We start from the raw sequence: 21,059 nt of genomic DNA, 5'->3' as shown, positions 1-21,059 counted from the left end.
AATTATAAAAAAAATTAATTTACGAATATGTTCGTAAGTGACACACTAATTGTTCGGTTTCGATACAGTTATTATATATCGATCAGATATAAATAAGTTATTCGCTTCTTAAACTTTTTACCGGGTTTGCCAAAGCAGCTTTAATTGATTGAAAACTAATAGTTGCAAAGGCAATAATCAATGCAATAACTCCGGCAAGTGCCAATACCCACCAGCTTATGTTGATACGTGAGGCAAAATCAAGCAGCCATTTGTTCATAGCATACCAGGCTAATGGTAAAGCAATAATTGCTGCAATTAATACAAGCTTTAAAAAGTCTTTGGATAATTCACCTACTATTTGCGGCACACTGGCTCCCAATACTTTACGAACACCTATTTCTTTAACCCGTTGTGTTATAGTAAATGCCGACAGACCAAATAAACCAAGGCAGGCAATAAATATAGCTATGCATGAAAATATGGTGAACAAATTACCCTGCTGCTGCTCACTGTAATATAATTGCGCAAATTTCGAATCCAAAAAAGTAAAATCAAATGGCACTTCGGGTTGATATTTATGCCAGGTATCGTTTATTATTGCAATGGCAGATTTAACATTATTTCCATCAATTTTTATCGATAGCTTACCATAATTAATTTGATTTAGTGAAGGCAATGTCATAATCAGCGGGATAATTTGTTGATGCAACGATTCGAAATGAAAATCTTTTACAACTCCAATAACCTTTCCTTGTACATTACCATATTTAATGTCCTTTCCTACTGCATTTTCAGATGTGCGCCAACCTAAGGCCAAAACTGCTGCTTCATTAATAATAAAATTATTAGTATCTGTTGAAAATGCTTTTGAAAAATTGCGTCCGGATGCCATTTGCATTCCATAGGTTGGGACAAAACCATAATCAGCAGCAATGCATTTCAAGTCAACTTTAACAGATTGCATCACTCCTCCCTGCAAAACAGATGCCCCCTGTTCGTCAAGTAAACGTCCGGAAGGGATACGGGAAGAGCGGCCAACGTTCTTTATTGCTATATTCTTTTCAAGGTCAATTTTAAATGATTCATATTGTTTGGTCAATGTGTTCGGATAATCCATTGTTAAAATGAAGTCCTTGTTAAAACCCAAATCTTTATCCTGGATGTATTGAAGCTGTTGATACACCACTGTAGTAGCCACAATTAATATGATAGAAATAGAAAACTGAACTACCACTAAAACTTTTCTGAAAGATATGTTTCCCGAACCAACCTTCAAAACACCCTTCAAAACCTTTACTGGTGCAAATGAAGACATAAACAAGGCAGGGTAAATACCACTTATTAAACCAATTACAAATGGTAACAATAATATTGGAATTAAAACCGGCCATTGAAGCAAACTGTTAATTGACAATACCTGATTAGACAATTTATTTATGAGCGGTAGAACTAAACTGGTGATAGCAAAAGCCAGGATCAATGCAACCCATGTAATTAATATCGATTCGCTTAAAAACTGGCTTATAATTTCTTTACGTTGTGCTCCAATTACTTTTCTTATCCCTATTTCTTTTGCTCTTAACGTTGAGCGAGCTGTAGACAGGTTCATGTAATTAATACAGGCTATCAATAAAATAAATAGTGCAATAGCCGAAAAAATGTAGACCCTGGTGATATTACCATTCTCTTCAATCTCATCATCCAAATGCGAGGTAAGGTGGATATCCGTAAGTTTTTGCAGGGTTAGTTTAGTAGCCTGATGCGTTTTCACATTGCCTGGCATTCCTGGCAAATGCACATAATTATCGAGAAAATAAGGTAGCTGGGATTCTATCCTGCCGACATTATAATTTTTAGGAAAAAGCAAGTAGGTATAAAAAGCATTATTACCAAAATTGGTTTCCAGCTGCTTCTCCCCATAAATCGTGCTGTCTTTTAAGGTACTGAATGATAACAATAAATCAGGATGCAGATGCGAATTTGATGGAAATGCCTTATAAATACCGGTAACTTTAAACTCATGTTTATTGTTATCCAGTTGAATAGTTTTGTTTATTGGGTCTTCATCACCAAAATATCTTTTCGCAGTGGCTTCGGTCATCATTAAGCTATACGGCTCCGATAATGCTGTTTTTTGATCGCCTTTGACAATGGGGACACTAAAAAAATCGAAAAAGTTCTCGTCCGCTAGAAATCCATTCTTCTCATTAAAAAGCTTGTCTTTGTATTTCAATGCGCTAGTGCCATTTTGCAGCACACGGGTCATCTTTTCAATATCAGGAAAAGCACTTTTTAGCAGTGGGCCAAATGGTGGTGCTACAGCGCTCAAATGTAAACTTTCAACACCTTTACCTGAATAAAATATGCGGGTTACCCTATAAATGTCTTTGGCATTTTTATTAAACTTATCATAACTGCGCTCATTCTTAACATAAGCCAAAATAAGCAGGCAACAGGTTAATCCTACTGTTAACCCGAATATGTTTATAAATGAGATGAACGGATGCTTCCTGATGTTTCTTAAAGCACTCCTCAAATAGTTTTTTATCATGGCTTTATTATTTATTATCGAATATATTTTATTACTCGCTTCTCAAACTCTTAACCGGGTTTGCCAGCGCCGCTTTAATTGATTGAAAACTTATAGTAATGGTTGCAACAAGCAGGGCAATACCTGCTGCTAATAAAAATACCCACCACTGAATAGTGATGCGATAGGCAAAATCCTGCAGCCATTGATGCATTGCGTACCAGGTTAATGGAAATGAAATTAACGATGCAATAACAATCAGTTTTAAAAACTCTTTTGATAATAAGGCCGTAATGCTGGTTGAAGAAGCACCCAATACTTTTCTTATACCGATTTCTTTAACCCTTTGGCGGATCATAAATGCTGCAAGCCCGAACAAACCAAGGCATGCAATAATAATAGCCACAAAAGAGAACGAAGTAAATATTTGCCCCGTACGTTCTTCCTGGCTATACAAAGAAGCAAACCGTTCATCCAGAAATGAATAGCTAAATGGCGTACTTGCATTAAAAGCACTCCACTGATTTTTAATATCATTTACCAATTGATGAACATTGTTGGCTTTTATCTTTACTATTATTGATCCCCTGCTATTATTTGATGCCATCATCATCAAAGGAGCTATTTTTTGCTTCGCAGATGTATAATTAAAATCCTTTACTACCCCAACAATATTATAATGATGTTGTCCCGAACGTACAATAGTTTTGCCAATCGGATCAATATTTCCAAAACCCAAATCACGTACGGCGGCCTCATTAATAATCACTGATGCAGAATCCGCAGGGCCTGAAGGATAGAAATTTCGGCCCTTAGCAAGCTGTATTCCCAGGGTAGGGATATAAGAATTTTGAATCCAATAGATATGAGTTTGTATTTCATTCCGGGTACCTTTATCCGCTAAATCTTTAACATAAATTTCAGTACCACCTGCATTATTATCGCCCGGAACATTGTTTGAAACTGTAGCATTCACTACCCGGTTATCATTTAAAAGCTGTTGCTTGAATGCCTCAGTGTTATTATCCAATGCACTGGCGTCGTTTATTACCAATACCTGGTTCTTATCATAACCCAGCTTTTTGTTTTGCATAAAATGCAGTTGCTGATACACTACTAACGTGCATATAATCAACGCTGTTGAAATAGCAAACTGAAAAACAATTAAGCTGCTCCGTAAACTTCCTTTGCTGCCGGGTTTAATAGTGTTATTCCCTTTTAAAACGGCAATAATTTGGAATGAAGACAAGAAAAATGCAGGATAAATTCCGGCAAGCAAGCCTACCATAAGTGTTAACGTCACTTCCAAAAGTATTGCACTATAGCTAAAGAAGAATCCAATACTGATTTGTTTTCCTGATACATTATTAAAGTAAGGTAGTAACAGATAAACGAAACCCAGGGCAAAAAGCATTGCCAATGATGTGAGCAATACCGATTCGACCAGGAATTGTGAAATCAACCTGTTCTTTTCAGATCCCAATACCTTGCGGATACCGATTTCTTTTGCACGTTTTGAGGAACTGGCAGTTGAAAGATTAGTAAAGTTGATGCAGGCAAGTAGTAAAATAAAAATGGCCAAAGCCCCAAAAATGTAGATGTAGTGAATATCACCGTTCGACTCAAATTCATATTTCGTTGCAGCATGTAAGTGAATATCGGTAAGGGGTCGTAAAAAGAAAATAAAACTATTCACAGATTTTTGTGCTTCCGCAAGACTAACTCCCATATCGTGCTGAGTTTCGGGAACTACGAATTTTGCTACCAGTTGACGAAAGCCTGCTTCTAATTTCTTAGTATCAGCGTTTTTATCCAGTAACAAATAAGTAAAATACCCCACATTGCTCCATGTCTGTTTGACTGACGGGCTTACAAAAGTTATCATGCTCATAAAAGCATCAGCATGAAAATGGGAATTATCCGGTATTTTATCAATTACTCCGGTTACTTTAACCAAATCATTTCCAACGGTAATCATTTTGCCAAGCGATGAAGCACCCCCAAAATATTTCTTTTCAAAATTCTTTGTTATAACGATGGTTTTGGGTTCGGCGAGTGCAGTTCTGGCATCGCCCTCCAATAGTGGAATAGAAAAAAACCGGAAGAAATTTGAATCTATTAAGGCTATCTTTTCTTCTTTAAATACCTTTTCCTGGTACTTTACAAATACAGCGCCTCGTCCGGTTAAACGGGTTGTTGCCAAAACTGAAGGAAATGCACTTTTTATCCCCTGCCCAACAGCAACATCAACACTTGGAAAATCGGCTGTAGTATTATTCCCGTTTGAATGGAGCTCAACTCTGTAAATTTGCTTTGAATTTACGGCATAAGTATCATAGGTAAGTTCCTTATACAAATAGGAACTGATCAGCATGCAACAAGCAAGGCCAACGGCTAAACCAAAAACATTTATAAAAGAAAAAATCTTATTTCTTTGCAGGCTCCGCCAGGCAGTTACTATAAAGTTTTTGATCATGTTTATATATTTTCAGATTGTATATTTAAAACCCATACCAAACAATTAACAAACTAATAATCAATTAATTAAGATAGAACCACAATTAAAACTGTCCGATGTCGTAACACCTTGTGTTCGATTATGATACACTAGCTTTTGATAGTGATAACCATGCGCATTAGGATGGCTTATTTAGAGTTATATAAATAGAAAGTCTAGTATTTGGATAATATATCAAAAATAAAAAGCGGCCTCCAGAGTTCTTTACGCTAAAAGAACCAGGAGTACCGCTTACCCTAAATGAAAATCTTATTTATTCTGTTAATTAAAGGTCAGATTAAGACTGCCGCTGGCGTCAACATTAACTGGAATGCCACCACCGTTTATACTTCCTTTAATATGTGTTTTTTCCCACTCGCCGCTAAAGTTTTTTACTGATACTGAATTTATTTTATCAGCAGAAAGATTCAGGTTCATTCCAACATTTGCAGGCAATTTTAAGTCGACGTGGCCACCGCTAACGTCTAATTTTACATATTTGCCTACCTGATCCATATCTACATGCATGCTACCACCGCTTGTTGAAGCTTCAAGGCTGCAGGCCATTCTTGTTAAATTGACACTGCCGCCAGAAGTACCTGTAATTAATTCGCCTTCAATGCTATTGGCCTGAATGCTGCCGCCGCTGGTATTTGCATTTATTGATCCTTTCAAATCATCAAGATGTAATGAACCGCCAGAGGTTTCTAACTTTATTTTTCCGTGGCAATTGCTGGCGTGGATGCTACCTCCGCTGGTTTCCAGGTTAATATCATTACCTGAATTAGACACTTCAATGCTACCGCCTGATGTTTCTCCTTTAATTAATCCTGTTAAAGCATCTACATGTAAACTGCCACCACTGGTGCTAAAGTTTTCATTACCTGATAAATTGTCAAGATGAATACTGCCACCACTGGTTCCTAAATGAGTATCCACATTTTTAGGTACATATATTTTAAAAGAAATACTCAATTGTCTTCTCCAATCCCAGTTAATCCCACCATCATGTTTTCTTTTTGCTAAAACATGCAGTTCATGGTTGCTTACCGAAATTTCCAGCTTATAATCTTCATCCAGTCTTTTTTTAATTTCGTCTTTAGAAAGCTCCTGGTTATTGTTACCATGTACAAAAACGTCAACTCGTGGTGCTTCGCCGGCTGCACCGCTAACAGCAATACTGCCACCTGAAGTTTCTACATAAACATCTTTTATGGCGTCACTTGATAGCGATTTAGTTTCGTAAGGGGTTTTATTCCAATCCTGCGCTAAAAGAACAGAGCTTTGGCAGGCGATAAATAACAGCAATAAATACTTTTTCATCTCTTTATATTTTATTTAGTTTATATAATAGACACGCCATTTATTCGTTGCGTTGCATCTAATCGAAAAATATTGTTATTAATAAAAAAGTTGCTGGCAGGTTAACTATTCGCTTTTTAAACTGTTTACCGGATTAGCCAAAGCTGCTTTAATTGCCTGAATACTTATTGTAACCGCTGCTATTACCAGGGAAGCTAAGCCAGCTACAATAAATATCCAGGCATTGATATGAATCCGGTATGCAAAATCCTGAAGCCATTTATTTGACATGAACCATGCAACAGGCGAAGCAATTATCATAGCAATAAAAACCATCAACAAAAAGTCTTTTGAGATCAGCAAAACGATAGACGATATATTAGCGCCAAGTACTTTTCTTATACCAATTTCTTTGGTTCTTTGTACTACAGAGAAAGCAGTAATGGCGAATAACCCAAGGCAAGCAAGTAATATCGCTAACACTGAAAAAGTTGTAAAAACTTTTGCCGTACGTTGTTCATTACGGTAAAGCGCATCATAATCGTCATCTAAAAATTTGTATTCAAATGGCCGTTCCGGCACCCGTTGCTTCCAAATATTTTCAATTGCTCCAATTGTATTTGAAGTATTTTTACCTGTTATCCTCACAAACAGATCTCCGGTTTGATAATAATCTAAAAATATAAGTAATGGGCTAATGGTACTATGAAATGATTTAAAATTAAAATCCTTAACAACTGCCTTTATTGTTCCGGGTAAATCTTTTGAAATTTTCTTTCCAATAGCCTGTTCCGGAGTCCACCCCAAGGCCCTTACTGCCGTTTCATTCAATATAAACGAATAATGGAAATTTTTATAATTGTTAGTAGTATCCATCTGCAAAACATCCGTATGATCAAAATCTTTACCGGCAATTATTTTCAACTGGAGGGTTTTTATAAAGTCCTCATCCATAGGTAAAGCATTCACAGTTAAACTTTTTCCATCATCAGTTTTTATCGCATCACCCCACATTACATTTACAGGTTCGTTATTTGCAGTGGCTACACTTTCAACACCGGGAGTATTGCGTATTTCTTTTTTAAGTTCGTTTATACGCGTCATACTCATATTATTATAACCAATAGGTAAAACCACTACATCGCTTTTATTATAACCAATGTCTTTATTGCGGATATATGATAGCTGCTGTAATATTACCACCGTAGTGATGATCAGAAATATGGAGATAACAAATTGAAAAATAATCAACGATTTCCGTGTTCCTTTTCCGGAAGTAAAAGAAAAACCGGCTTTTAATATTTTTGATAGTTTGGCATTAGATAACAGTAGCGCAGGATAAATCCCCGCGGCTAATCCCATAACTATGGCTAATACAATTACACTGATTATAATTTCGGGATCAAAAAAAGCTCCATATTTAAACTGAATTCCCGATAACTGGTTAAAGTACGATAATGCAATACAAGAAATACCAATTGCTAAAACAACCCCAATAAAAGTAACCAGCAATGCCTCTCCAATAAACTGCGTAAACAGTTGAGATCGGGCTGCTCCCATAACTTTACGGATGCTGATCTCAGCCCCACGCCCTGCAGATTGGGCAACTGAAAGATTAACGTAGTTTACACATGCAATAATTAAAATTAGCAGAGCTACTACAATCAAAACATATACGTAAACGATGCTGCCTGCTGGTTCCATATCGCCCGGAAGGTTTGAATATAAATGAACCCTTTTTAACGGCTCCAGGTAAAAAGCTAAAAACTGGCCATCGGGCAATTTAAGCTCTTCTTTGTCAACCGTTTTCATATAGCCGTTTATCTTTTGTTGCAAAGGTTGTATCTGGTCTTTATTTTTAAGCAGCAGGTAAGTTATATAGTTGGCACCATAGTATTGCTCTTTTTTTGCCTGATTGAGTGTACTAAAGGGAACTAAAAAATCAAATTTAAACTGTGAATTTGAAGGAGCGTCAGCGGCAACAGCCGAAACTGTGTAATTCTTATCTCCGGCTTTTAAAGTTTTCCCAACCGGATTTTCATCACCGAAATATTTTTTTGCAATTGTTTGGGATATAACCATCTTATCAGGCGAGCTCAAGGCGTCGGCGATACTTCCATTATTCAGTTTAAATGAAAATATCTGAAACAGGGACGGCTCTGCATACAAAAAATTATTTTCCTCAAATAACTGATTATTGAGCTTAACTATCTTTGAACTTTTGTACAATCGCACATAGTCAACAATCTCAGGAAACATTCTGCTAAATTGAGGACCCACTTTTGTACCAGTACAGGCCATTTTTTGCGATCCTCCACCGTGGTTATATTCCATGGTAACGCGCACAATTTTATCGGCATTTTTATTAAAACCGTCATAGGTCAACTCATGCTTTAAATAAATGCCTATTAACAAACAGCTTACAATTCCTGTAGTTAAACCTATAATATTAACAAAAGAGTACAATTTGTTTTTTTGCAGGTTACGCCATGCAATTTTAAAATAGCTTTTTATCATGTTGTATTATTACACTTAAATAAAATATTACTCAACTCGCTGGTAAATAGTTTAGCTGTCCGTAAAGTTGTTTTTCAAAAATGATGAATAACTTATTCGCTTTTCAAGCTGTTTACCGGATTACTGAGCGCTGCTTTAATTGCCTGCCAGCTCACGGTAACCAGGCAAATAGTTAAACTGATAATCAATGTTGCTAAAAACACCCACAAACTAACAGAAGTATGATAGGTAAATTTAGCCAGCCATTGATTAATGTAGTATACACTAATAGCAGAGCCAATAAGAAATGATATGATTACCAGCCTTACAAATTCCTGTGATAGATTATACCATAAATTTCCTGTTGAAGCACCTAACACTTTACGGATACCAATCTCTTTTTTCCGTTGTTCGGCAGAGAATGACGCTAACGCAAATAGCCCCAGACAAGATATAATCACAGCAAGGCAGGTAAAACCTGCTGACATTGTTCCTAACAACTTTTCCTGATTAAACTTTCGTGCAAATGATTCGTCGGTGAATTTGTATTCAAAAGGGTATTCCGAATTGTATTTTTTATAAATGTTTTGCAGTATAGCCAGGCTGCTTGAAATGGATTTTGCAGGATTCAACCTAAGGGCAATGCTGCCCGTCCAATCTTTAATAAATCCTATAATTGCTGGCTTTACAGGCTCATATGGCGATCCCCAAACAAAATTCTCAACTACACCAACCACTTTGCAATTTTTATCCTGAAATTTTACAGTCTGTCCTAAAGGGTTTTTAAACCGCATTAATTGTACAGCCGCCTGATTAAGAATAATAGCTGCTGAGTCTGATGGATATTCAACAGAAAAATCGCGCCCCTCAACCAGTTTTAAACCATAGGTATTGATAAAATGATAAGTAACAGCAATCTGATCTATTGGCAGCTTATCTTCGCCGGGTAATTGACCTTGCCAGATAATACCCCAGGAACTACTTCCATTATTGGTGATGCTACCAGAAGTCATTGCCCCTTCAGTAATGGCACCAGCGTTAATCGCATCCTGCCTGAAGTTTTCAAACCGTTTTACCATATTGCCTTCAACAGGCATTTCAACCAGCCCACTACGGTCATAACCAACAGGGCGATTTCTGATATAGTTTATCTGCTTATAAATAAAAATGCTTGAAATTATTAAACAGATAGCGAAACTAAACTGAATTACTACCAATATTTTACGTGGTGTAACCGTTGATTTAGCACTAACAATCTGTCCTTTAAGCACCTTTACCGGACTAAAAGATGAGAGGAAAAGCGCCGGGTAACTACCTGCAACCAAACCTGTAAATAAGGTTACACCCAATGCCGATAACCAGGCAAAAACATTACTATAGGGAACACTGAGCTTTATATTAATAATATTACTAAAAACAGGAATTAATATAATAATCAATATGATTGAGAGCAAGAATGCGGCGAAAGCCATCAACATTGATTCGCCCATAAACTGCATTACCAAAGAAAAACGGCGTGCACCTATTGCCTTACGCACACCAACTTCCCGCGCACGCCGCTCTGAACGCGCTGTTGACAGATTCATGAAATTAATACAGGCAATTAAAAGAATTCCAATAGCCAGCATTAAAAACAAACGCACATATTCAATACTGCCTCCTGTATTAACTCCATTTTTAAAATCACTGTATAAATGGAATTTGGCATATGGATAGAGGAACAACTTATTTTCTTTGTTATGAGGATCATATTTAGCTACAACATTTGCCATTTTGGATTTAAGTCCATCAAGCGATACTCCAGGTTTTAACATTACATAAGTTAGGAAACTATAATTTCCCCAGCCTGAATCTTTGATCCATTTTTCTTCGGCAGACAGTGTTTGCCAGGAGATTAGGGCCTTAAAATCAAAGGAGGAATTAGAGGGGTTGTCGCTTATAACCGCACTTACCTTTAATGGATATTGATTATTGAGCTTAATAACTTTTCCAACAGGATTGACATCGCCAAAAATGGCTTTTGCACCTGATTGGGTGATCACTATAGACGAAATATCTGACAATGCACTTTGCCTTGTGCCATAAATAAATTTAAAACTGAACATATCCAGCAGCGAGGCATCGGCCGCCATTGTTCTTATCTTTAAAGCTTTATTATTATAATTTATAAGATTATCATCCGGCCAGTTGGCTCGTGCAACTTTATCAATCTCCGGAAAATCCTTAATCAAGACCGGTGCCAGCGGTACCGGCGTTGCCGAGTTGGTTATGATATCACCATTACTAGGCTGATTTCTCAAAACCCGGTATAAACGCTCATCATTAGTATTGAATTTATCAAAACTAAATTCATTATAAACGTATAGGAGCAGCATAAAACTTATAGCCATTCCAATGCCCAGGCCTCCAATGTTAATAATACTATAAAGGCGGTTTTTTCTTAAACTACGCCAGGCGATTTTAAAGTAGTTTTTTAACATAAATAAAAATTTAATTTAATATCAACTTTAATAAGAGTAGTATTTTAGTATTTAGGTTGCATCAGTTAAATATTTTAGTTAGCAGATTATTCACTTCGAAGGCTTTTTACCGGATTAGTCAAGGCTGCCCTTATAGACTGAAAACTAATAGTAATGAAAGCTATAAACACTGCTGCTATTCCTGCCAGCGCCAATTCCCACCATTGAATATTTTGGCGATAAGCAAAGCCTTCTAACCATTGTTTCATTGCCCACCAGGCTAAAGGCGACGCTATAGCAATGGCAATAGCTACCAGGCCTATAAAATCTTTCGAAAGCATGCCTACAATGGTTGACATATTTGCACCCAAAATCTTCCTGATGCCAATTTCTTTGGTGCGCTGTTCTGCGGCATAGGCAGCAAGGCCAAATAGCCCCAAACAAGCTATAATTATGGCGAGAGACGTAAAGGCTATAACTATTGTGCCTATACGTTGTTCAGAACGATAAAGCGAATCAAATTGTTGATCTAAAAACGAATAATCAAATTGATAATTAGGTGCTACTCCACTCCAACTTTTTTTAATTTGAGCCAATAGCGCGGGTATATTTGCAGAGTTAACACGGACACAAAAAGCCCCTCTGCCACCATCAAGCCTAAAAACCAAAGGCGTAACATTAAGGCGAAGCGATTTGAAGTTAAAATCCTTTATTACACCAACTATGTGATAGGCTTTGAGATTTTTAACCATGTTATCCGTCGGAGCATACAATTTTTGATCAATCGGGTTTGAAAATGCAAGTACTTTTGCTGCGGCTTCATTAATAATCAATCCGGTTGAATCTGTAAGCATTTCTTTTGAGAAATTCCGTCCTTTAATAATTTTCATTCCAAGTGTATTGATATAATCCTCATCAATACCCCAAAATTGTGTATTCAATGCCCTTTTTTGATCAGGTGCCTGATCTTTAAAAAGTGTGGTGCCATTACCATAATCCCAGGTAGGCAAAGCTTCCGATAAACTAGCATCTGTAACACCGGCAATTTGTTTTACTTCCTGCTTAAACGTATTTGCACTATTACCCAGAGCACCTATATTTCCCACGGTTAAAACATGATCACGATTGTAACCTAAATCTTTATTTTGGATAAATTTTAATTGATTATAGATAACCAGCGTGCCAATAATTAAAAATATAGAGATGGCGAATTGAAACACAACTAGGAAACTACGAAGTAATCCACCTTTAAAACCATTTGCCAACTTACCTTTTAATACATCAATAGGATTAAAACCAGAGAGGAACAAAGCAGGATAAGAGCCCGCCAAACAACCTATTACTATTATAATAATAAACAATGCAGGAATAAGCCAACTTACTATATGAGGGGTTATGATTAGCTCTTTGCCCGACATTTGGTTAAATAATGGCAACAGGGCCCAGGCTGCAAAAACAGCGATCACAGCACCCAGTAAGGTAACAATAATAGATTCTGTTAAAAATTGGGCAATAAGGTATTTGCGTGCCGAGCCTAATACTTTACGAACACCAACCTCTCTCGCCCTGTTTGATGACCTTGCAGTTGAAAGGTTCATGAAATTCACACAGGCAATCAGCAGGATAAAAATTGCTATAGCCGAAAAAATATATACGTAGTCAATATTGCCATTAGCGTCAAACTCAGCTACACGGTTGGAGTACAGGTGTATCTTTTTTACTGGAATTAAATTGATGCGGATGTAGTTGCCACCTTGCTCAAACTTTGCAAAATTTAAATGAAGAATGTCTTCCAGTTGAGGGCCTGCATGCTTTTTATAAAAAGCATCGAACTTAGCTTCCAATTTTTTATAATCAGTGCCAGGTTTGAGCAAGATGTATGTATTAAAATTTGAGCTTAACCATGCAATGTCTCTGCTTTCAGCAAGTGTTGACATAGAGATAAAAAAATCAAAATGAAAATGCGATTGGTGGGGGATGTTTTTAATAACCCCTGTAATTTTATATTGAGCAGTATCATTAAAGGTTAATACCTGCCCTACCACATTAGTTTTATTAAAATACTTTTGAGCAATCTGTTCTGTTATTACGATGGTGTGTGGTTCGGTTAAAGCAGTTGTTGGGCTGCCACTGATCATAGGTAATGTAAACACATCAAAAACAGAAGGATCTGCATAAATCATCATATCCTCCTCAATATTCTGATTACCTTTTTTTACCTGATTCCCGCCCTTACCTCTAAACCTAACTATCTGTTCAATTTCGGGAAAATCAGCTTTCATAGCAGCGGCCATAGGAGCGGGTGATACTGCATATGAGTTGGTGTTTCCACCAAACTTAATATCATCATTTACACGATAAATGCGATCAGCTTTTTCATTGTATCTATCATAACTCAACTCATCAAATACGTAAAATACGATGAGCAGGCAAGTGGCCAAACCTAAAGCCAGCCCCAATACGTTAATAATGGTAAAGCCCTTATTTTTCATCAGGCTACGAAAAGCCGTCTTAATGTAGTTTCTTATCATGATATTTTAGTTTAGTAATATTATTTGTTTAAATTATTCGCTTCTGAGACTGTTAACCGGATTGGCTATTGCTGCTCTAAATGAGTGGTAACCTATAGTTACAACCGAAGTAATAATTGCTATTAAAGCTGCCACTACAAATACCCACCATTGTATTGATATATGGTAAGCAAAGCCCTGCAACCAACTATTCATAGTCCACCATCCTATTGGAGAAGCAATCACGATAGCGAGTAACACTAATTTTAAAAAATCAACAGAAATCAGTGAATTTATGGATAAAACACTCGCTCCAAGTATCTTACGAACGCCTATTTCCTTAGTGCGTTGTTCAATAGTAAATGCAGCCAGGCCAAAAAGGCCCAATGTTGCCATTATCACTGTTATATAGGTAAACACACCAAATATGGCCGCCAAGCGATCCTCGGCCTTAAATTGTTCATTAAAGGTATCGTCAGCAAAAGAGTAGTTAAACGGAGTGTTCTTGTCGTACTTAGAGTACCTGTTTTTAATAGCATTAATAAGAGTCGGCAGGTTAGTATGTGCATTTATTTTGGCAAACAATACACAACCATTTGTTTTAAAATAATGAGATGAATCAGGCACGATAGACAAACTTAAAGGCAAGATAGCTGACTGAAGAGAAGCAAAATTGAAGTTTTTAAATTCGCCAACTACTTTATCACCAGATTTGAGCTTACTTCCAACCGGATCTACAGGCAGATGCAATTGTTCTGCGGCAACTTCATTTATCAGAACTTTGTTTTTTCCTGAAAAATCTATGGTCATTATCGACGGGTATTTTAATTGCAGCCCCATTGTTGTAATAAAATCTTTATCTACCACCAAAGACGCCAGAGCAACACCTTTATCATTCTTTGTTTTTCCCGAATAAAAAAACATATCATATCCTTTAAACAGGGCATAATGAGATGTTGCTATACCGCTTACGCCAGCTATTGATCTGACATCCTGCTTAAATGAAGGATAATTATTACCAAAACTATTGCTTACCGGTATCATAATGATGTTATCTTTATTTATACCGATATCTGTATGCCTAAAAAAATAAAGCTGTTTGTTAATAATTAATCCGCAGATAATAAGCGCCACAGAAATAGTAAATTGTAACGTGGTAAATATTTTCCGTATGACGGTTCCGCCTGTACCTTTACTAAATTTGCCTTTAAGTGTAGCAACCGGTTTAAATGCAGAAAGCACAAACGAAGGGTAACTCCCGGCTATTAAAATAGTTAGCAATAGCAAAGCCACTAATAAGCATAATACTACAGGGCTATATAGAAATGAGTTATCAATTTTAAGATCCAGTACGTTTAAGAACCATGGCTTAAACGCATAACATAATAAATAGCCGATTATAAAAGATATGCAGGTAAATAATGCAGATTCAATATAAAACTGAACTGCAATAGTTTTTCGAGAGGCACCCGATACCTTACGCACACCAACCTCTTTAGCCCTTAATGTTGCCCTGGAGGTTGAAAGGCTCATATAATTAAACAACGCAAGCAACAAAATTAAAATAGCAACAACCGGGAATATTTTAAGGTACTTTATGTTCGAAGAATCACTGAAATTATATTTTAAATGAACATCGGGAAGGGCTGAGAGTGCAAACTTTTCCTCATCAAAAGATTTATCTTTTTTTGCTATCAGATCCAGGTTTCGTCTTAAAAGCGCGCTATCTGCAGTATGTTTAAGGCATAAATAGAGATTAAAAGAACCTGGCCCGATATTTTGCATACCCAGATATTGGGGAGCCTCTTTCATAGTTGTTAAACTTGAGTTTGATGCTACGAAATTAAATTTGATAGATGAATTTGACGGGCAATTTTCTGCCACTCCGGTAACCTGATAAGTATAAGTACTATCTGTTTTAAGAACAATGGTTTTACCGACAGGGCTCTGACTACCAAAATATTTCAAAGCCATATCGTGTGATAAAACGATTTGAAAAGGCTTTTTTAATACATCTGAAACTGATCCTGAAATAAGTTTAAAAGAAAAAAAGTCGAAAAAATTAGGGTCGGCAAATAATAATTTATCCTCTGAAATTTTTTCATTTCCAGCCGATGGTTTACTTACAATTACAGGCTTAAAATAACCCATTGTTCGAACGTACGATTCAACAACCGGTTGGCTCTCTTTAATCATGGGGCCTGATACGAAACTCAGGTACTCCATATTAATAGTACTTCCTCCTAATTTCAACGAAGCGTGCGGGATAAATATCCGTTTGCTGTTTTTATGAAACTTATCATAACTCATTTCATGAGTTACATACATCATAATCATGATGCAAACCGCCAGTCCAACAGCCAAACCCGATATATTTATAAAACTATAAAGCCTTTGTTTTGTCAGGTTGCGCCAGGCAATTTTTACGTAGTTAAATATCATTTCTACTATGGTTATTTATTCGTTTCTTAAACTGTTAACCGGATTAACCAGTGCTGCTTTTATTGTTTGATAGGATATGGTAATGGCTGCTATTATGAATGATGCTGCTATTGCAATTAAGAATGTACCAACTCCAATGTTGATATGGTAAGCATAATTCTGTAGCCAGTTATGCATGGCATAATAACCAATTGGAGCAGCAATAAAGAACGCTATAGAAATAAGCAGGATAAACTCTTTCGAAAACAAGCCGACTATGCTAATTAGCGGAGCGCCCAATACTTTACGGATACCAACTTCACGGGTACGTTGGGCGGCTGCAAATGAAATCAGTCCGTATAATCCTAAACATCCAATTAATATAGCTATTGATGAGAAAAGCTTAAAAGCAGTATAAACTTTTTGTTCTTGTGTATAGAATGACGCGATATGCTCATCCAAAAACTGGTACTCAAATAAATTATCAGGAAATAACGCTGTCCATGTTTTATTAATATCATCAATAGTATTACTCATTGCTCTTGGTTGCAACTTCACATTAGCCATAAAAAATGCATCAGCATAATACATTAATACACAAGCTCGCCTTTTTTTATGTTTTGATTCGCTTTGAAAATCCTGTACTACGCCAATAATGTTTGCCGGTCGGCCATTCAAAACAATGCGCTGTCCAACTGCTTTTTCGGGATCCATAATACTCAATTTATGAATCAGTGTTTCGTTGGCTACAATGTTCTGAACTGTATCTTTTGGATTAGCTTTATTTACTTTTTGCCCCGCCAGCATCTTTAAACCGAACATATTAATATAGTTTTCATCAACAAACTTCATTTCGGTTACGTCATCTTTAATTACACCATGATCTGGAGCGCTAAAGCCTGCGAAATTATTATTGTATGATGGAGCTCCGCTCGAAAACGCAATTTGTTTTACATCGGGGTTATTGCTCAAAGCGTGCTCTAAAACATCCTTCTTTGCATTATTGGGGACATAGAACGAGATAATAGCATCTTTATTAAAGCCCAAATCCTGATTTTCAAAAAAATCCATTTGGTGCGCCACAACCAATGTGCCCACAATCAGTATCTGCGATATGGCAAACTGAGCCACTACCAGACCCTTCCGCAGTGTGAAGCCTTTTGAAGGTGTCCCTGTTTGGTTTTTTAATGAATCAATGGGTCGATAAGCCGATTGAACAAAAGCAGGATACAAGCCTGCCAGTAATATAACCAAAATAGTTAATGCAGCTATAACACCTATTACCAGCGGCTGTGCCAACTCACTTGCATCAATTTTTACATTTAACCAGGTACCGGCTTGTGATAAAAAAGTGGCAGCAATACCAACACCTAAAACAAGGGCAATTAATATCAGTACTGTTGTTTCGCCCATAAATTGTTTAACCAATTGTGACCGGTGCGCTCCTAAAACTTTGCGCACGCCAACTTCTTTAGCTCTTTTTATGGCCTGTGCGGTGGCCAGGTTAATAAAATTAATACATGCAGTAATAATAATAAGCAATGCTACCCCAAACAGGGCATAATAGGTATCCTTTGAAGTTGGTGTTACAATATTATTGATATAACGCTGATCAAAATGAATGTCTTTTAGTGGTTGAAGTGGCAGTCTAACCTCTTTAGGATCAAGGTTCCAGTTTTTATGAAGAAATGCAGGTATTTTATGTTGAATTCGTTGTATAGAATAATGCTGCGGGAGCAAAATAAAAGTAAAATAACCACCACCAATATTCCAAAAATTTGACATCTGGTTTTTTAACTGATTCTTGATCGTTTCAATTGATACGAACATCTTTAGCGGTAAGCTTCTGTTACCCGGAAGATCTTGTATAACACCTGTTACCTTAACATTGATCTCATTCTCTAAATTAATAATCTCACCCATTGGGTTCTTATCACCATAATATTTTTTAGCAATGCTTTCTGTAATGACAATGCTATTGGGTTCTTTAAGTGCAGTTTTGGGATCACCGCTAATCCAGCGGAGGTTGAATATTGCAGGAAAATGTTCATCAGTAAAAGCAAAATCGTTTTCGCGAAAATGATTATTATTTACTTTAATCATTACTTCATGACTATACATTACCTGCGACACCTGCTCTAGCTCCGGAAAGTCGTTTCGCATCGCCGGGGCAACGGCCAATGCAACATTTGAATTAAAATCAATGGCGTTAAGAGTTACCCTGTAAATACGATCAGCCTTGCTATAATCATCATAGTTAAGCTCATTTCTAACAATAAGAAATATAACCAAACAGGAGGCAATACCTAAAGTAAGGCCAAAAACATTCAAAAAGGCATAACTAAGGTTACGCCTGATGTTTCTGAATGTAATAATTACATAGTTCCTTAACATATTTATTCACTCCTTAAACTATTTATCGGATTGCTCAATGCAGCTTTTATAGATTGAAAACTAATAGTAATAAACGCTATTGTAATTGCTGTAGCTCCGGCTGCAGCCAAAATATACCATTGTATAGTAGTTCGATAGGCAAAATCCTGCAGCCATTTTTGCATAGCCCACCAGGCAATTGGTGTTGCAATTAATATGGAGATGAATACCAGTTTAATAAAATCCATTGAAAGCATGGCCACAATGGTTGAGATATTTGCACCCAAAACTTTGCGGATGCCGATTTCTTTAGTACGCTGTTCAGCAGCGTAAGCAGCCAGTCCAAACAATCCCAAGCAGGCAATAATAATTGCTAACGTACTGAATGAGATGAACATTGAGCCAAAACGTTGCTCTGTACGATAAGTAGCATCAAAATCCTGATCCATAAATGAATAAGTGAATGGCTGATTAGGCGATAGTTCTTTCCATTTACCTGCTATTTGCGCCATCAAAGCGCTTAGGTTTGCTGAATGAAGTTTTACGCTGATTGCACCGTTGTCAAAATCATAAACCATGGCTAATGGCGTGATGTTATCCCTTAAAGAGGCAAAATTAAAATCCTTTACCACGCCTATAATGTGGTATTGCTGTAAGCCATAGCTATAACGATAAACATCTTTATTCAAAGGGTTCAGTTGTCCCAACTTCCTGACAAACGCTTCGTTAACTATCATACCGGCAGTATCGCCGGACATATCTTTCGAAAAATTACGCCCATTGGTTAGTTTGAGATTCATAGTATTAATAAAATCCTCATCTACCGACCAGAATTCAGTTAATATATCTTCCTTAATATCAATTTTTCGATGTGGAAATAATCCAGTTTTAAGGTCTTCATCTCCTGTTGGTTGATAGGATGATAAAGTAGCATTTGCTACGCCAGGCAACTGTTTCAAGTCATTTTTTAGAATTTTAGCCTGATTACCCAGCGTATTGGCATTTTTAATAACCAGTACCTGGTCGCGGTCGAAACCAAGATCCTTATTACGGATATAATTGAGCTGGTTATAAATTACCAGGGTGCCGATAATCAAAAAAATGGAGATAGCGAACTGAAAAATCACCAAAAAGCTTCTCAAAAAACCACCCTTAAAGCCAGCAGCAATTTTACCTTTTAATACATCTATAGGTTGAAATGATGAAAGATAAAACGCCGGATAAGAACCCGCCAAAAAGCCTACTATCAAAACTACAAGCAGTAAAGCAGGTAACAGCCAGGCAATAATTTGTGGAGTAATTTCCAGATGCTTATCAGCCATTTGATTAAATAACGGTAATAGCATCCACGCTAAAAAGAGGGCTATAGCTGCAGAAACAAATGTTACTAAAACCGATTCAGTTAAAAACTGAGCTACCAGGTATTTTCGTGCCGAACCTAATACTTTACGTACCCCAACTTCCCTGGCGCGATTTGATGAACGCGCGGTTGAAAGGTTCATGAAGTTTACACAAGCTATTAGCAATATGAATATAGCAACGAGCAGAAATATGTACACATACTGGATATTGCCACTCTTCTCTAAAGTATATTGAGCATCAGCGTCCCGAAGGTGGATATCAGCCAATGGCTTTAAAAAAACACGCAGATGATTATCGCCGGTTGTCCAGGTGGATGGATTATAGGAGTTTTTTATATCAATATTGGTAAGTGCTTTTTCCAGTTTAGCAACATCGGTACCCGGTTTTAACAACAAATAAGTATGTAAGCCTGCATAGCCCCAGTTGTTTGATTTACTTTCGGGTCTTGATGAAAATGATAAGAAAAAATCGTAGTGGAATTGTGATTGTGCAGGAATATCCTTTATTACTCCCGTTATTTTAAATGTGTTAGAATCATTTATAGTTAATGTACGTCCGGTAACATTAACCTTATTAAAATATTTTTTTGCTGTGCTTTCGGTAATAACCGCAGTATTGGGTTCATCAAGGGCATGTGCTGCATTGCCATCAATCATGGGCAGTGTAAAAACATCAAATAATGACGATTCTGTAAAAACAATATTGCGCTCCAAAATATTGCCATTATTCTTTTTAACATAGAATTTTTGAGGCGATAGAAACAGCCCATTTTTATCTATTAGCCTTGCTACATTTTCCACTTGTGGAAAGCTGCTTTTCAATATATTTTTCCAGGGAGCTTCTGATGTAGCATAAACACCTGCGTTTCCATTTAACTTGGCATCGATAGAGATACGGTAAATTCTGCCGGCTTTAGTGTTATATCGGTCATAACTTAATTCATCAACCACGTAAAAAACAATCAACAAACAGGTAGCCAGTCCGACAGATAGCCCTAACACATTTAAAATGGTAAAGCCCTTGTTTTTTAAAAGGCTACGGTAAGCTGTTTTGATATAGTTTTTTATCATGACGATGTATATTATTTTAATAATCAAATACTTACAATAAGAACAGAGCGATATTTT

The 21,059-nt window shown here is 36.8% G+C and carries 9 protein-coding genes; all 9 read right to left on the bottom strand.

Translation table 11 applies throughout. The features are described 5' to 3' along the window. Nucleotides 1-97: 97 nt before the first annotated feature. Entirely contained in the window at nucleotides 98-2,533 is a 2,436-nt protein-coding gene (locus JN11_RS03005; RefSeq protein ID WP_144909478.1) for an ABC transporter permease, read from the bottom strand. A gap of 31 nt (nucleotides 2,534-2,564) precedes the next feature. Next, nucleotides 2,565-4,988: an ABC transporter permease gene (locus tag JN11_RS03000; protein WP_144909477.1), complete on the bottom strand. Its 2,424-nt coding sequence runs from the start codon at nucleotides 4,986-4,988 to the stop codon at nucleotides 2,565-2,567. Nucleotides 4,989-5,291: 303 nt separating this feature from the next. Beyond that, entirely contained in the window at nucleotides 5,292-6,332 is a 1,041-nt protein-coding gene (locus JN11_RS02995; RefSeq protein ID WP_144909475.1) for a DUF4097 family beta strand repeat-containing protein, read from the bottom strand. Nucleotides 6,333-6,437: 105 nt separating this feature from the next. Further along, nucleotides 6,438-8,828: an ABC transporter permease gene (locus tag JN11_RS02990; RefSeq protein WP_144909473.1), complete on the bottom strand. Its 2,391-nt coding sequence runs from the start codon at nucleotides 8,826-8,828 to the stop codon at nucleotides 6,438-6,440. 92 nt (nucleotides 8,829-8,920) lie between these two features. Then, the gene (locus JN11_RS02985) at nucleotides 8,921-11,287 is read right to left on the bottom strand and encodes an ABC transporter permease (RefSeq protein WP_144909471.1); all 2,367 of its coding nucleotides are present in this window, start codon (nucleotides 11,285-11,287) and stop codon (nucleotides 8,921-8,923) included. A gap of 86 nt (nucleotides 11,288-11,373) precedes the next feature. Beyond that, nucleotides 11,374-13,797 carry an ABC transporter permease gene (locus tag JN11_RS02980; protein WP_144909469.1) on the bottom strand — a complete coding sequence of 808 codons (2,424 nt, stop codon included), beginning with the start codon at nucleotides 13,795-13,797 and terminating at the stop codon, nucleotides 11,374-11,376. 33 nt (nucleotides 13,798-13,830) lie between these two features. Next, nucleotides 13,831-16,218 carry an ABC transporter permease gene (locus JN11_RS02975; protein WP_144909467.1) on the bottom strand — a complete coding sequence of 796 codons (2,388 nt, stop codon included), beginning with the start codon at nucleotides 16,216-16,218 and terminating at the stop codon, nucleotides 13,831-13,833. A 15-nt stretch (nucleotides 16,219-16,233) separates the two neighbouring features. Then, the gene (locus JN11_RS02970) at nucleotides 16,234-18,591 is read right to left on the bottom strand and encodes an ABC transporter permease (protein ID WP_144909465.1); all 2,358 of its coding nucleotides are present in this window, start codon (nucleotides 18,589-18,591) and stop codon (nucleotides 16,234-16,236) included. Between the two features lie 2 nt (nucleotides 18,592-18,593). After that, a complete protein-coding gene (locus tag JN11_RS02965) occupies nucleotides 18,594-21,002 on the bottom strand; it encodes an ABC transporter permease (RefSeq protein WP_144909463.1) in 2,409 nt (802 codons plus the stop codon). Nucleotides 21,003-21,059 lie beyond the last annotated feature (57 nt).

The sequence above is a fragment of the Mucilaginibacter frigoritolerans genome (assembly GCF_007830615.1).
Taxonomy (GTDB): Bacteria; Bacteroidota; Bacteroidia; order Sphingobacteriales; family Sphingobacteriaceae; genus Mucilaginibacter; species Mucilaginibacter frigoritolerans.
Note: the sequence above shows the minus strand (reverse complement) of the source record. Positions and strands in the feature narration are given on the sequence as shown.